The organism is Sorangiineae bacterium MSr12523 (assembly GCA_037157775.1).
GTDB lineage: Bacteria > Myxococcota_A > Polyangia > Polyangiales > Polyangiaceae > Pendulispora > Pendulispora brunnea.
The window spans coordinates 13,093,649-13,108,545 of the sequence record CP089982.1; the positions used below are offsets into that span (position 1 = coordinate 13,093,649).

Annotated in this window: 13 protein-coding genes; 8 read left to right on the forward strand and 5 right to left on the reverse strand. The window is 64.1% G+C overall.

Features of this window, described 5'->3' with window-relative positions; genetic code table 11:
* Positions 1–16 precede the first annotated feature (16 nt).
* Positions 17–604: an alpha/beta fold hydrolase gene (locus tag LZC95_52080; protein ID WXA94951.1), complete on the forward strand. Its 588-nt coding sequence runs from the start codon at positions 17–19 to the stop codon at positions 602–604.
* Here LZC95_52080 and LZC95_52085 read toward each other — a convergent pair.
* Together LZC95_52085 and LZC95_52090 are read right to left on the reverse strand one after the other, a co-directional pair.
* The gene (locus LZC95_52085) at positions 533–1,510 is read right to left on the reverse strand and encodes an isopenicillin N synthase family oxygenase (GenBank protein WXA94952.1); all 978 of its coding nucleotides are present in this window, start codon (positions 1,508–1,510) and stop codon (positions 533–535) included. The two genes, LZC95_52080 and LZC95_52085, sit on opposite strands and share 72 nt — an antisense overlap.
* Positions 1,511–1,533: 23 nt before the next feature.
* Positions 1,534–3,486, reverse strand: coding sequence for a DUF4838 domain-containing protein (locus LZC95_52090; GenBank protein ID WXA94953.1), 1,953 nt, complete (start codon positions 3,484–3,486; stop codon positions 1,534–1,536).
* A 163-nt stretch (positions 3,487–3,649) separates the two neighbouring features.
* Between LZC95_52090 and LZC95_52095 the strand changes: the two genes are divergently transcribed.
* Positions 3,650–4,336: a class I SAM-dependent methyltransferase gene (locus LZC95_52095; GenBank protein WXA94954.1), complete on the forward strand. Its 687-nt coding sequence runs from the start codon at positions 3,650–3,652 to the stop codon at positions 4,334–4,336.
* Here the strand turns inward: LZC95_52095 and LZC95_52100 are convergent.
* A complete protein-coding gene (locus LZC95_52100; protein WXA94955.1) occupies positions 4,333–5,052 on the reverse strand; it encodes a polyprenol monophosphomannose synthase in 720 nt (239 codons plus the stop codon). The genes LZC95_52095 and LZC95_52100 overlap by 4 nt on opposite strands.
* Positions 5,053–5,192: 140 nt before the next feature.
* On the opposite strand from LZC95_52100, the gene LZC95_52105 reads away from it, so the two are divergent.
* The 3 genes from LZC95_52105 to LZC95_52115 all read left to right on the forward strand — a co-directional run bounded on the left by LZC95_52105 (position 5,193) and on the right by LZC95_52115 (position 9,290).
* Positions 5,193–7,004, forward strand: coding sequence for a GAF domain-containing sensor histidine kinase (locus LZC95_52105; GenBank protein WXA94956.1), 1,812 nt, complete (start codon positions 5,193–5,195; stop codon positions 7,002–7,004).
* Positions 7,005–7,018: 14 nt separating this feature from the next.
* Positions 7,019–8,365, forward strand: a complete 1,347-nt coding sequence (locus LZC95_52110) for a L,D-transpeptidase (GenBank protein WXA94957.1) — start codon at positions 7,019–7,021, stop codon at positions 8,363–8,365.
* Positions 8,366–8,549: 184 nt separating this feature from the next.
* Positions 8,550–9,290 (forward strand): PIG-L family deacetylase, encoded by a 741-nt coding sequence (locus LZC95_52115; protein WXA94958.1) that lies wholly within the window; start codon positions 8,550–8,552, stop codon positions 9,288–9,290.
* A gap of 7 nt (positions 9,291–9,297) precedes the next feature.
* Here the strand turns inward: LZC95_52115 and LZC95_52120 are convergent, their stop codons facing one another.
* Positions 9,298–9,699 carry a VOC family protein gene (locus LZC95_52120; protein WXA94959.1) on the reverse strand — a complete coding sequence of 134 codons (402 nt, stop codon included), beginning with the start codon at positions 9,697–9,699 and terminating at the stop codon, positions 9,298–9,300.
* A 314-nt stretch (positions 9,700–10,013) separates the two neighbouring features.
* Here LZC95_52120 and LZC95_52125 point away from each other — a divergent pair, with 314 nt between their 5' ends.
* Genes LZC95_52125 through LZC95_52135 form a run of 3 tightly spaced genes read left to right on the forward strand, consistent with a single transcriptional unit; the run spans position 10,014 to position 14,306 of the window.
* Positions 10,014–11,414: a hypothetical protein gene (locus LZC95_52125; protein ID WXA94960.1), complete on the forward strand. Its 1,401-nt coding sequence runs from the start codon at positions 10,014–10,016 to the stop codon at positions 11,412–11,414.
* The gene (locus tag LZC95_52130) at positions 11,411–12,505 is read left to right on the forward strand and encodes a hypothetical protein (protein ID WXA94961.1); all 1,095 of its coding nucleotides are present in this window, start codon (positions 11,411–11,413) and stop codon (positions 12,503–12,505) included. Before LZC95_52125 ends, LZC95_52130 begins: the two co-directional genes overlap by 4 nt.
* Before the next feature lie 25 nt (positions 12,506–12,530).
* Positions 12,531–14,306 carry an AarF/UbiB family protein gene (locus LZC95_52135; GenBank protein WXA94962.1) on the forward strand — a complete coding sequence of 592 codons (1,776 nt, stop codon included), beginning with the start codon at positions 12,531–12,533 and terminating at the stop codon, positions 14,304–14,306.
* Between the two features lie 93 nt (positions 14,307–14,399).
* On the opposite strand, the gene LZC95_52140 is transcribed toward LZC95_52135, so the two are convergent.
* On the reverse strand, positions 14,400–14,735 hold the full coding sequence (locus LZC95_52140) for an ATP synthase F0 subunit C (protein WXA94963.1): 336 nt from the start codon (positions 14,733–14,735) through the stop codon (positions 14,400–14,402).
* Positions 14,736–14,897: the final 162 nt, after the last annotated feature.

Sequence of the window (14,897 nt, forward strand, 5' to 3'; positions counted from 1 at the left end):
GCGCCACGATGTTCGCATGACGAATCAAGTGACGGATATCATCCTCGTCCCCGGGATTGGCAACTCGGGCGAGGCGCATTGGCAAAGCCGATGGCAGGAACGAAACGCATCGATGCGCCGAATGCGTTGTTCCGATTGGGACCGGCCCGATCTCGGCGAGTGGATCGCGGCGCTCGATCGCGAAGTGGCGGCCTCGAAGGAGCCACCGTGGCTCGTGGCCCATAGCCTCGGTTGTCTTTTGGTGGCCCATTGGGCCAGTACCGCCGTCGCGCGGGTCGCAGGCGCCTTTCTGGTCGCGGTGCCCGATCCGAGTTCGCCCGTATTTCCTTCGGAGGCGCATTCATTCGCGCAGGTTCCTGCCGCGCGCCTTCCGTTCCCGTCGCTCATCGTGGCGAGCACGGACGATCCCTACGCCTCCATCGATTACGCTTCGATGCGCGCTGCACAATGGGGAAGCCGCGTCGCGGTGGCAGGCGCGCTCGGGCACATCAATGGCGCGAGCGCCATTGCGGATTGGCCGCAGGGAAAAGAGCTATGGCGCGCCTTCGCGGCGGAGTTGGCTCGTGGCCAGGGCGGGAAAGACCTTGGACACTTTGTCGAGTAGGTACTCGCCATAGGTGCCGCGAAAATCGAACACGCTGCGCCCGTCCCATCGCGTCGTCTCTTCCAAGGAAGCGCGCGGCACGAGCGGACGCACGTCGGCGTCGAAGCTCGGGTCGAAGAAGAAGGGGAGCGAAAGCCGATCGCGCGCACTCGTATTCTTCACTCGATGCGGTGTCGACCGGTAGCGGCCGTAGGTCATGCACTCGAGCATGTCGCCGATGTTGCAGAGAAAGGTCCCCGGCAACGGCGGCGCCTCGATCCAGCCGCGGGCCGTTCGCACCTGCAATCCGCTTTCGTCGCTCTGCTTGAGAATCGTCAGAAGACCGTAATCCGTGTGCTCGCCCACACCCCACCGCGGCGTTTCCGCCGGCTCGGCGGGGTAATTGAAAATACGAAATAGCGTGAGCGGATCCCGAAGAAGGCTTGCGCTTACCTCACGCGCCTCGAGCCCGAGGCTTTCGGCGATGCCGGCCATCAGCCGGTGCCCGAGCTCCGTCATGGCCCTCATGTAGGAAAGGACCGCCTCGCGAAATCCACCCTCCGCTGGAAACAAATTCGGCCCATGGAGCGGCAGGCACGCCTGCACACGCGGATCCTCCAGAGCGAGCTCGGTGCCGAAATAAATGCCCTCTTTGGAATCGGGCACCCCCGACGTCAACTCGCCGCCCACTGGAAAATAGCCGCGCCATGCCCGCCCGCCGCGATCCATGGCAATCGCCATTTTCTCTTCGAGCGGCCGCGCGAAAAAGGCTCGTGCCCGCACCTCGAGCTCCGTTTGGAGCGACTCGGACACACCGTGGTTGCTCACATAGAAAAATCCATCCCGCTCGCACGCAACGCGGAGATCCGTCGCTACCTTTGCGCGCTGCGCATCGAGATCGACGACCGGGAGCTCGAGGTTCGACATTCTTCGTCCATGTTACCACGCCCCTACGGCCACTTCGCGCGGTACGCTGCTCGAATGGCTTGCTCGTCGTCGGCGGGTGGGGGCGATGTCAAATAGCGAAGTTGCAAATACGTGCATTTCAAGACGATGCCATCGAACATGTGCTCGTCGACGAAGCGGGCCATCTCGGCATGTGCGGCCGCCACCTTCGGCGCGTCCGGTTGAACGCGCGTAAAGTAGGCAATGTCCATGTCGAGTGACGCAAAATGCGCGTGGATCGCGAGTCGGTCAATCAAGAGGCCGGCTGCCGTCCCAGTCGGTCCGGTGCGGTCCCGCACGCTCGTCAGCAATTTTTCCACCGCGAGGTACTTCGCCCGCGCGTCCAAAAATCGTGGCGTGTCGCCGAACGCCGCATTCGGCCCGGTGTAGAGATCCCGGCCGGCGGTCTCCACATCGCGAAAATACGCCATCATGTCCGGTGCGAGCGCTGCCCCAAACCGGCGCACGACATGGTCGTTCAAGTAAGCTTTCACATCGAGCGCCGTATTCCAGGAAAGGGCTGCGACGAGGCGATGGTTCAATTCGTACGTGATCCAATCGGCAGGCTCGGAATACGTGCCCAGGCCCGTCGCGCCCAGAGTACGATAATGGGGAATATCCCCTCCGATGATCGTAGGAAGAACGACAGGCAGGGAGTGCCAGCTGTATTTCCTATAGTACTCGTAAATCGAAATGTCGCCCTTGAACCCGGCGTCGGCCCATCTTCGAACGAGTCCGTCGTAATAGACGTTGCGCGGATACGCCGTTCCGGAGAGCGGCTCGGCGTAGCTACGATCGTACGGAGCGAAATCGACGAGGGACGTCGCTTCGTACATCGATGCCGGAGACGGCGGGTCGGTCGCTGGTAGATAGGCGAGGCTCTCGAGTCGGACCGCGGGCGTTTCTTTCTTCAACGCATCGCCCAAATGCCGGGCGACGTGTGCCTGGGCATTCGAAACACTCCCAAACGCCTCCACATCGGCAGGAGTCCAGCGGGCGTTGTCCGGTGGCCACGCATCGAAAATCGCAATCTCCGGATGCGATTTCAAATAGGCGACGACGTTCTTCTCGTACTCGGCGAGTCCGGCCGGGTTGGAAACTTTGAATACGTTGTATCCATTCTCGTAATACCCAGGGTACGTAGTGGGCGGAATCCAGGACGTGTATCCATGGCCTCCCACCTCCAGCAGAATGCCGCGTTTTTCCAGCTCCGGGGTAAGATCGTTGCGCCACGCATCCCAACGCACGAGGCCCATGCCGCCGTAGTCGTAGGGAACGACGAGCGTATTCAGCTTGTTCTTCGCCATCCAATCGACGAGCTCGCGCATCGTTTCGTGGGTGTGGCTCCAGCCCTCTTCGACGTGCTTTCGTCGGTAGCGGAAGCTCGGCTGCTCGAGCACGTGCAGCGTCGGAATCCGAAGTGGATCCTGACGGATTATCGCCTCGGAAAAATCCCCTTCGCGGGTGCGATAAAAAGGATACGACGGCGCAAAGAACCGAGCCCCGGCTCGTTCGAGCAGATCGTAGACCGCATAGAGGGTGCTGCGGGGATGCCCTCCCGTCATGACGATACGATCGCGGTCGCCGGCGAGGACGAACGAATCGTCTTGCTTGCCGGAGAGCATCGCCGCGGCATCGTTCAACCACGAAGCAGAAAGCTCGCCCGCATGGGCCCCCGCGAGCAACACGACGGCACCGGGCAAGGTCGGCGCAGTATCTCCGGCGCGTAGCCGCCCCGCGTAGACCGGGAGCTTTTTTCCGGAGATGCGTTCGAGGTACGACTGCAGCTCGGACGCCGCGAACGCCGGCACCGGCGATGGCATCGGGCTCCACCACACGATGGCCGCACGGTCATCGATGACGAACTCCGTGCCGGCTTGCGGAGACTCCACGTGCGAGCCGCATCCGATGGCGGCCATGAGCGCCAAGAGCAAGACCGCGAGCCAGCATCGGTGCATTTCGAGAAGATAGCTCGCCTCAGGCGTGCTCGTCGGTGTAGGCCATCGGAGCGCGACAGGCGCGCCAAGCAGTGCTAGCGTCGGGCCCGTGTCCAACGCGGCTTCCCCTTTTCATGATCCTTCCCAACGTCCGCCGCAGAGCCGGAGGCGCGTCTTGCCGCGCTTGAGCATTGCCTCCGAGACACATTTTTCCGCGCCGGAGGTCTACGGCAGCAGGGCCATTGCGAACATTGCGCGCGCATTGCCCTTCGTCGAGCGCGCCTACGCCAGCGTTCGCTTCTCCATCCTGCGCCCCAAGCTTCTCAGCGTCATGGACCTGATGCTGACCGACGAAGGTCGCATCCTCGACGTCGGGTGCGGGTTCGGCCTGTTTGCCGCCTACTTCGGCCAGACGCAACCCAAGCGATCCATCGTCGGCATCGACCCCAATGCCCGCCGCATCGACATGGCGCGCGAGGTCGCGAAGTCCATCGGCTGCACCGCACACCGCTTTCACGTCGGCGACGTGCGCGATGTCCCGCTGCAGGGCAGCTTCGACGCGGCCTACGTGCTCGACGTCATGCACCACATTCCCGCGGAAGATCAGCGCCCCGTGCTCGAGCGTCTGCGCGATCTCCTCGTTCCGGGCGGCATGCTCCTCATCAAGGACATCACCACCGAGCCGCGCTTCGGACTCCTCTTCACCGAGGTGCTCGACCGGGTCATGGTCGGCTGGAAAGAGCCGCTCGCATACCGCCACCACCAAGATTGGGGCGCCATGCTCACGTCGCTCGGTTTCAAGGTGCGCATCGTGCGCGTGCCCGACGTGCTCCCGTACCCGCACGTCGTGATCGCGGCGACGAAGCTCTAGATCTTCCCGGTCATCGACTCGTAGCGCAGACGCCAGACCACGCCGATGGCCTCCATGAAGATCTTTCGGCTCATCTTCGAGGCGCCCAAGGTGCGGTCAACGAACACGATGGGCACTTCCTTCACCTTCATGCCGCGTCGCAGGGCGCGGTAGGTCATCTCGATCTGGAAGGAGTACCCGTTGGAGTGCACCGCACCCAGCTGGATCGCATCCAGCGCGCGGCGTGAGAACGCTTTGTAGCCGCTGGTCAGGTCCTTCACGCCGAGGCCCAGAATCGTGCGTGAATAGAACGACCCGCCTTTGGAAATGAAGTGGCGGCCGACCCCCCAGCCCTCCACGTCACCGCCGGGGATGTTCCGCGAGCCAATCACCACGTCCGCGCCCTCTTCCAGCGCCTGGAAAAAAGCAGGGAGGTACTTCACGTCGTGGGACAGATCCGCATCCATCTCGAAGAACTGGTCGTACCCCTCCGCCAAGCCCTGCAAGAAGGCCTGGATGTAGGCGGTACCCAGCCCGAGCTTGCCGGCGCGGTGCAGCACACGCACCTTCTTGTCCTTGGACGCAATGGCATCGGCAATGTCGCCCGTCCCATCCGGCGAATTGTCGTCCACCACCATGATGTCCGCCTCGGGTGCCGCACTCCGCACGGCATCGATGAACCGAGGAAGATTGTCCTTTTCGTTGTAAGTGGGCGTGACGATAAGGGTCCGTTTCATGGCTCTCTAGCGATGGGTCGGCGGCGCCCGCTGCAAGTGTACAGCGGGGTGAACGCGGCGACGTCCCCCGGAGGCCGCCTCGTCTGGACTCCTGCTCGTAGCCTCTCCTCGTCACCAGGTCAAACCAGTAGAATGGTGCGGTGAGCGTGAAGAGTCCGGTGCCGATTCCTTCGAGCCCGCGCCGCGTGGGCCTGGAATCCCGCGTGGCCGAGCTCGAAGAGGCGCTTGCCCGCGAGGTGCGTGTCACCAACGCGCTGCGCGAAGTGGGCCTGGCCCTCGGCACCACCCACGATCTCGACCAGGTTCTCGAGCTGATTCTCGAGAAAATCACCGACGCCCTCGATGCGGACCGCGCCACGCTGTACCTGCTCGACGAGGCCAAAGACGAGCTGATCTCCCGCATCGTCCTGGGCGACGAGGTGCGATCCATCCGCCTCAAGGTCGGTCAGGGCATTTCGGGACACGTGGCCCGAACCGGAAAGCCGCTTCACGTCAAGGACGCTTACAAGGATCCGCGCTTCAGCCCCGAGTTCGACCAGCTCTCCGGCTACCGCACCCGGTCCATTTTGGCCGGGCCCATGAAAAACCACCTGGGTCGCACCATCGGGGTGATTCAGGTGCTCAACAAGCGCCGCGGCGACTTCACCACCGACGATGCGGCCCTTCTGGCGGCGCTCGCCACGCAGGCCGCGGTGTCCATCGACAATTCGCGGCTGTTCCTGGCGACCATCCAGAAGAACATGCAGCTCATCGAGACCAAGGAGCAACTCGAGCGCCGCGTGCGCGATTTGAAGCTGCTCTTCGGGCTCGAAAGTGCGATGGCCCGCGCCTCCTCGCTCGAGGAGCTCTTCTTCGCCGTGCTCGGTGAGGCGATGCGCTCCTGCGAGGCGCGCGCCGCCGGCGTGGCCTTGCGCGATGCCGTGTCCGGCGCCCTCGCGATTCACCTCGTGGACGACAAGCACACGCGCCTTCGCCGCGTTTCGCTCGAGGAAGGGCAGGGCGTCGTGGGCACGGTCATGCGCCGCAACGATGTCGTTCTCGTGCGCGCGGACGGCGACAAGCGCGCGAGCAAGCTTCTCGACGACAAGCTCGGATTCCCCTGCCAGTCGGCCCTGGGCGTGCCACTCGAGGGTGAGGAAGGCGTCCCGATGGGCGCCGTCGTTCTCTACAACAAGCGCCACGAGAAGCAGTTCACCGACGAAGATCGCGGCCTTTTGCAGCTGATCACGGCGAATGCTTCCACCGCGATACAATTGCAACTTGCTCGCGAATCGCGCGAACGCGAGGAGCGGCTCACGACCATCGGCCGGCTGATGTCCGGCATGATCCACGACCTGAAGACGCCGCTCACCGTCATCCGCGGGTACCTGCAGATGATGCAGAAGGAAGACCGCCCGGAGACGCGCGAGACCTACGCCGAGCATGCGCTGAAGCAATTCGAGCATCTGAGCGCGATGACCCGCGACGTGCTCGAGTTCGCCCGCGGCGAGCGCACGGTGCTCATTCGCAAGGTGTACCTGAAGGAGTTCTTCGACTCGCTGAAGGCGCAGCTCGAACCGGAGTTCCAGCGCCGCGGCCTGGAGCTGGTCATCGAGCTGAACGACAAAGGCACCGCGCGTTTCGACGAGGGCAAGCTCCTGCGCGTGATCCACAACTTGGCGCGCAACGCCGAGGAGGCGATGGCGGACAAGGGCGGGCGCTTGCTGATCAAGGTCTCGCGCGAGAAAACACCGGACAACGCGCTGGTCATCACCTGTTCGGACACCGGCCCGGGTATTCCCAAGGAAATCGAGCATCGGCTCTTCGAGTCGTTCGTCACCAGCGGGAAGAAGGGCGGTACGGGCCTCGGGCTCGCCATCGTGAAAAAGAGCATCGAGGAACACGGCGGATCCATCACCGTGCACTCGACGAACCGCGGCGCCACGTTCAAGCTACGCCTTCCGCAGAAGTAGAGGGCTCTCTTCCCATGGCCATGGCGTCCCACAAGTTGCCGCGCAAGATACCGATGGCACGTATCGCTCTCGGCGCCATTGCGCTCGCGGCGTTGTTGCGGGCCGCGCCCGCGCAGGCGGATCGGGTGGGACGCGAAGTGCCGCCGTGGACCGATCCGAACGACCTTCCGCTGTCCTCGTGGATGCGATCCATCGTGACGACGCGGGGCGAGCCGGCGATTTTTTCGGTGCCGGGAAAGCTGGACAGCCGCCGCGGGACGATGATGCCCAACGCGCGTTTGCCGCTGTACGGCGCCAAGCGCGGGCCGAATTGCGGCGGGCGATGGCTGCTCGTGGGGCCGCTCGCCTGGGTGTGCTCCGACGTGGCGGACCCATCGCCCGACCCGGCATGGTCGGCCAAGGATCGCGAGCGCTGGGCGAGCGCGCCGACGAGCGATGGTCTGCCGTTTCGCTATTACCTGGTCGGCCAAAACGGCGCCTTCGGCTACGAGGACCCCGCGCGGGCCGAGGACGATACGCCCGCGCAGGAGTACGAAACGGGGTTCATCGTCGCGGGCGCCGAAGAGCGCGCCGTGGGCAATGGCCGCTGGATCCGTACGCCCCGCCGCCGATGGATCGCGTTGCGTGAGCTCTCGCCGCTGAGCCCCGCGAGCTTCCACGGCGAGAAAATCGCGGAGGAGGCGCGCGCCGTCGACGTGGCTTGGGTCATCTCCGACAATGCGAAGGTGCGCCGCGGCGCCCGGCCCAACGAGGCCATCACGGGCACGCGCCCGCGCCTCACGCGCGTCCCCTGGAAAGAGGAGCGCGCCGTCGCGGGTGGGGCCATGGTGCGCATTTCGGAGGATGGCGCGAGCCCCGAGGAATGGATGCTCGCGCGCGATCTCGCGCACCCCACGCCGTCGGAGCGCCCCACCGACGTCGCCCCCGACGAGCGATGGATCGACGTCGACTTGGCAACGCAGACCCTGGTTGCCTACGAGGGAACGCATCCCGTGTATGCCACGTTGGTCTCGTCGGGCCGGCCCACCAAGGGCGACGTCGAGACGGCCACCCCCAAGGGCGCGCACCGCATCTGGGTCAAGCTGGCGACGACCACGATGGACAACTTGGAGCGCGAGGACGCGGATCGCCGCTACTCGATTGAAGACGTCCCCTACGTCCAATTCTTCGACAAGGGCATCGCCCTCCATGGGGCCTTCTGGCACAAGGACTTCGGCCGCGTGCACAGCCATGGCTGCGTCAACCTGGCTCCCCTCGACGCCGAATGGCTCTTCAAATGGACCGCGCCACATCTGCCGGCGGGCTGGAGCGCGGTATTCCCCACGGCCTTGGAGCCGGGGACGATGGTCCGGGTGCGGTAGACCTTTCGGGCGAGAACTCGCAGTTCTCTCCGCTTTGGAAAAAATCGCCGCGTACGATTTCTGGATCGCAATCGGATGGTGGGGACACTCTACACATAGAACTTGGTGCTCATCCCGCAGGGCGGGATTGGTGCTTTCATCAATATGGCGCAAATTCAATTGCGCATTGCACGGACGGGAGCCCGTGACGACGCGAAGAAACGTTTTGCTCGGGATGTTGGGATTCCTGGGGGCGGCAGCATGTTCAGCACCGCCGGGCCCGGGAGGAAGGGGTTCGGGCACGGTGGTCTGCATCTGCGCGCACCCCGACGACGCAGAATCCGGCTGCGGCGGCACGCTCATTCGGCTCGTGCGAGCCGGCTTTCACGTCAAAGTCATTTACACGTTTGCCGGTGGTATTCCCGGCAAGACTGGCCGAGAAGTCGTGGAGACGAGGCGCGAAGAAGCCAAGCGGGCATGCAAACTCATGGGAGCGGAGCCTAGTTTCCTATTCGACGATCAAGGTGGTTCGAAGCTCGATACACCCTGGCTCCCGACGCTCATTGCCGATTTGAAGCAGGCAAACCCCGCCATGATCTTCTCCCACTGGTCGATGGATTCGCACCCGGACCATCAAATCGCAGCCCTCCTCGCCTTTCGCGCGGCCCAAGGTCTCGATGCGATGCCCGAAATGTACTTCTTCGAAGTCGAGCATGGCCGTCAAACCATGGCCTTCGACCCATCCGTCTACGTGGATATCACCGCCGTTCGCGCCGATAAGGTCAAAGCCCTCATGGCCCATGAAAGCCAAGAGCCCATGAAGCTCTACAAACGCGATCACGAGCAAATGGAACTATTCCGCGGCCGCGAAGCCGGCTACGCCGCCGCCGAAGCCTTCATTCCATTGAGAGCCGGCTACACGCGCCTCACCGACGCACTGGATTGAAACCGCTTCACGCCGGCTTCATGTACCAGACCTCGAGTCGGTGTCCGTCGGGGTCGAGGACGAAGGCCACGTAATCGTCGGGGCCATATTCCTGGCGAGGTCCTGGCGGCCCATTGTCTTTCCCACCGGACTCCAAAGCGGCCTTGTAGAATGCATCCACCTGCGCAGGGCTCTTCGCCCAGAAGGCGACGTGCATCGGGGTGTTTGCCTTGGTACCTGGCGGTGCACTGGCAAGGTAGAAGTCTCCATACTTCGTCGTGCCGTCGCCAAAGCCGGCCACGGAGACGGAGCCCGTCGTTTCCGGCGTGAGCTCCATCTCCACTTTGTAACCAAGCGGCGCGAGCACCGCGCGATAGAAGGCTTTGCTTCGCTCGAAGTCGCTCACCGCGAAGCTGATGTGGGCGATCATGGTGCCATCTTCGATGGGTCATCCGAGCCGCCCGTTGCTTCGTTGCCCTCGCTCGAAGGCGCAAAAATTCAACTTCGGTCCGCATGCCCCCCAGAATGGAACTGGCTAACTCAAGTGCGATACCGAGAGATAAGATGATTATCCTTTTGTATCGTACGCCTGCTCGCTGCCCGTGGATGCACGCCAAATCGACGTGGCCCGAGCCTTGCTCTTCATGCGCGCACGCTGCCCGTGGGACTTCGGCGTGACTTTCGACAACAGCATTTGGCGCAGAAAAAGCGGTCACGCCTCTTTCTCCCCGGGCGGCGTGCACCATGATGACCCTTCGAGAACGACAGGTGACGCGCGAGGATTGGCTCATGTTCGTCAATGCGTGCTTCGCATGCACCGGACAGCGAGAATTCTATTCCGACGCGCACGGGCAGTCCGTATCGATCGACTTTCTGCACCGCTACATCCTGGGCAATTACCGCCAGCTTTACGCGCGCGCCCTGGCCTGCGGCATCAACGACTTCAATCAGGCGCTCATCATCGTGAACCTCCTCGCGACGGGGAAGGCCGCGCCCAAGGACCATCGCGCCGAGGAGGGCGCGCTCATCACGCGCGCCCTGGAGCGCATGCCCCCGCACCGCGCGATGCACGTCGTCGAGCGCCTCGCCAAGCAGCGCGTGAACAATCGCCGAACGCGCGCCATCGTCGGGCGTTTTCTCGGGCGCCCCAAGGATCGCGACCTCCGCGCGGTGAAGTACCGCCGCTGCTTTCGCCGCGCGGCGCTGCATGCGCATTTGCGGCTCGACGGCGAGCTTGCAAGCTTCTTTCTGCGCGGTTGGAAGAGCCGCGTCTTCACCACGCCGCTCTTCGAGAGCTTTCGCCGCGCCCACTTCGGCAAGGACGCCGTCTACGACTTGCCGTACTCCATCGCGGAAGGTTTCGCTGCCAAGCACGGCATCGCGCGCGACGTATTCCTCCGCCGGATCGAGCCCAAGCTTACGCACCACGAACGTCTGCGCCTTCAAAACCGCAGCGCTGCGAGCCTCGATGAGGCGTACGCCTTGGATCCGACCAAGCTTTCTCCGACGAAGCTCGCGAGTTACATCCTTTCTCGGCCGCACGGCACCGGGCGAGACGCCCTCTGGAGCTCCACGCTTCGCGCGGTTCGCAAGACCAACGCGCGCTTTGGACGGGTCGCGTGCGTGCTCGACCGCAGCTACTCCTCGTATGGGTCCACTGAAAAGCGCCGCCGCCCCCTCGCCGTGGCCCTTGCCGTCTCGTACTTCCTTCGCGCGGCGTCTGCCGAGTACCGCGCGTTCTGGACGGTGCCCACCTCCGACGAGTTGCGCGTCGACGCCCGCGGTCAGACGGATCTCGCGACGCCCATCCTCGATGCGCTCGAGACGAATCCCGATCTTCTCGTCATCGTCTCCGACGGCTTCGACAACGATCCGCCCGGTGCCGTAGGCCAGCTCCTCCAAGTCGTTCGCACGCGCCTACGACGCGGAGCCCCGTTCATCGTTCACGTCAACCCGGTCTTCGATGCGGAAAGCTACGCGCCCAAGTCTTTCTGCCCCGCCGTGCCCACCATGGGCATCCGCGATGCCGAGGATCTTCCCACGTTGGTCCTTTTCGCCCGATTCGCCAGCGATGATGCCACCCTCGAAAGCGTAATCGAGCACCTCGACCGACGCGTGCGCCACTTCCTCCGAGTCACGTCATGATTTCCCATCTCCGAATCGCATCCCCGCAAGTGCTCGGCGGCATCCGCCTCGTGCCCCTCTGCCGTGACGACGCGCCCGGCGATTTGCGTATCCGCGCGCGCCACTACGAGGCGGTGCCGGCCATCGTCTCGCTCGACACCACCTGCTACGTCTCCTACGTGCCGCACGGCTTCGTCGTTTCCCACACGAAGGATGGCACGCAAGCGACCTTCGGCACCTCGTTGGGGGAGGAAAAAGGAAAGCGCGGGCGCGTGGTGAACCTCCTGCATCGCATGGTCAAGCGCGAGGACGAGACGCGTTTTCGTCTCTTGCCCCTTCATCTCGCGATGGAAGGATTCCTCGCGCTTCACTTCGATGGCCCGGACATCGTTTGGAACGAGTACTCCCAGCGGGCCATTCGCCGCGGCCTCGACCCGCGCATGGAGTTCAGCGTCGGCGGTGGATGCATCCGCGGCTTCGAGGAAGCTCTTCGCGTCTTCGAGATTCACCCCACGCAAGTAGGCGTCATGGTCTTCGTGGCCGAGGCGCTCGCCTCGGTCTTCGTCGTCTCCCATCCCGACGATTACCGGCTTCTGCATCGTAGCCTCCTCGAAGACTTCTTCGGCGAGCTGCTCTATCAGTACGCCGCCCTCTACCCGGAAATGCCACGCGCCGAGGCCACCATCGACGGCGCGAGGGTCTCCACGCTTGCCGAGCTTCGCGTGGAAGTCGCCCGCGTGCGCCGCGATTGGATCGAGTACACGCACCTGCTCGCCGACGGCTTCTTCCGTCGCGAGGTTCGCACCGAGACCGTGCGTCGACTCACGCCGTTCCGGCTCGAGCGCTTCATGCCCGAGTTCGATCCCGACCAGGAATGCCACATCGGCGAGCGCATCGTCCGCGACGACGGCACGCTCGAATACATGAAGACGTTCCGTCTCTCCGCCGCCCAAGTGCGCCGGGCCTACCTGCTCGAGCAGCTGTCCCGCGCGGGCTGGCACCTCGAAACGGCGGCCGAGCGCCTCCGGTGTTCCCGCCAGGAAATCGTCCAACGTCTCGAAAACGCAGGCTTTGGCTATCTGCTGAAGCCGCACCTGCGACTTTGCCGCTAAAGGCGAATCGGGATACCGTACGGGGGTGATCGGCGTCGTCTCCGCTATCCGCGATTTGGGCCGTCTGCGCGAGATCTCCACCGTGCTCGTGCGCCACGGCTTCGGCGAAATCGTTGCACGCGCCGGCTTCGGCGGGGGCAAAAAGCGCTCGCGCGAAGACGCGGCGCTCTCCGATGGGAACGGCGCCGGTCAAGTGGGGCAACTAGGGCAGGGGGCGCAACTTGCCGAGGGCACCGCGGAAGAGATCCCCGATGCCGAACGGCTCCGCGGCGAGGAGGAGAGAACGCGCATCTCCACCGCAGAGCGCGCCCGCCTCGTGCTGCAGGACCTGGGCCCCTCCTTCATCAAGCTGGGGCAGATCATCTCCACCCGCGGCGACATCCTCCCGGAGGAGCTCATCACGGAGCTGAAGAAGCTTCAGGACGAAGTTCCTCCCATCCCGTTCTCGGAGATCAAAACCGCCATCGAGACCAGCCTTTCGGCGCCGCTCGAGACCCTCTTCGTCTCCTTCGACGAACGGCCGCTCGCCACCGCATCCATCGGGCAGGTGCACCGCGCGGTTCTCGAGACCACGGAAAACGGCATCACCCGCAACGTGGACGTCGTCGTCAAAGTCCAGCGCCCGGGTGTCGCCGCCACCGTGGCACGCGATCTCGAGCTGCTCCACATCATGGCCGCCGCCATCGAGCGCGCCATCCCCGAGACGCGCATCTATTCGCCCATCGGCTTGGTGCAACAGTTCGATCGCTCGATCACCAACGAGCTCAATTACATGGTGGAGGCGGACAACGCGGAGCGCTTCGCGCAGAACTTCGCCTCCAAGCCCATCGCGCGTTTTCCCCGCGTGTACAAACACGTGAGCTCGAAGACCGTGCTCACCCTCGAGTTCTTCGACGGTCGCAAGGTCGACAAGGCCGTGGCCGATGGCTTCGACGGTCCGCGCATCGCGAAAGAGGCCCTCGCCGTGGTCATCAAAATGGCCTTCGAGGACGGCTTCTTCCACGCCGATCCGCACCCCGGCAACGTCATCGTGATGGGCACGCCCGAGCAGCCCATCATCGGTCTCATCGACGTCGGCATGGTCGGCCGCCTCTCGCCCGAGCTTCGCGACTACACCGTCGACCTCATGGTCGCCGCCTATCGGAAAGACTCCTACGGCGTGGCCGACGCGCTCTACAAAATCGGCCGCCCGACGAAGAAGGTCGACATGCGCGAGTACCGCGCCGAAGCGGCCATGCTCGCGGAGAAGTACTTGGGCCGCCCGCTTCGCGAAATCGAGATGTCCGCGATGATCCGCGATCTAGTGCAAGGCGCCATGAAGTACGGCATCGAGATCCCCACCGACTTCATGCTCGTCGGCAAAGCGCTGATGACCATCGAGGGCATCGGCAAGCAACTCGATCCTGATCTCGACGTCTTCGGCAGCGCGGGCCCGCACTTCATCGAGATCTTGCGCCTTCGCTATTCGCCGCAAAAACTAGGCAGCGAATTGCTGCGCGGCGTGGGCCAGCTCTCGCGCACCGGTTACGACATGCCGATGCAGGTCGGCGAGGTGCTCGAGGATCTCCGCCTCGGACGCCTCGCCCTGCGCACGCTGGATCCCGAGCTTCCGCGCGCCACGGATCGACTCGGACGGCGCATCTTCACGGGCGCCATCCTCGCCGCACTCATCACCAGCGGCACCTTGCTGCTCTCACACGGCGTCCACGAAGTGCTCGCCCAGGCCATGCTCGTCGTGGCCGGCGTCGTGTGGCTCGGGCACACCGTCCTAGATTTGTGGCGCGGCCCGAAGAAGCTTTAAATGAAATAAGCACCCGCGGCGCGTTTTCACGCACCGCGGGTGAAAGTCTTGGCCCTCGCCGCTGGTTTGGTACCGCGCGGGCGAGGAACGGGCTCAGATCTTCCCGAGGATGAACAGCGAGACGACGAGCGAGAAGAGAACGAGCGACTCGATGAGCGCCAGACCGAGAATCATCGGGGTCTGGATACGAGCGGCTGCACCCGGGTTGCGGGCGATGCCTTCGAGGGCTGCACTGGCAGCGCGACCCTGACCGAGGCCGCCACCGAGCACCGCGAGTCCGATCGCGACGCCGGCGCCGATCGTGCCCCACTTCCGGACGTCGCCATCGACGGCGTACTTGTCAGCGGTCTCGGCGGCAAAGGCGGCGGAGGAGATGAGTAGCGTCGCCAGGGCGGCGAGTACGGGAGCGAGCTTCTTCGAGGTCGACATCTTCAGGGGCTCCTTTAGGAGGTTCCCCGCGGGATTGCGGGGGCAAAACGGTGGTCAGCGATGTGAGTGCGTTTGCGAGCGTGCCGTTTAGTCGGAATCACTCGGTCCGCGCAAGAGCGTCGTTTGAGCAGGCAAGAGCGGGAGAGCAGCGAGGGGGCCTTT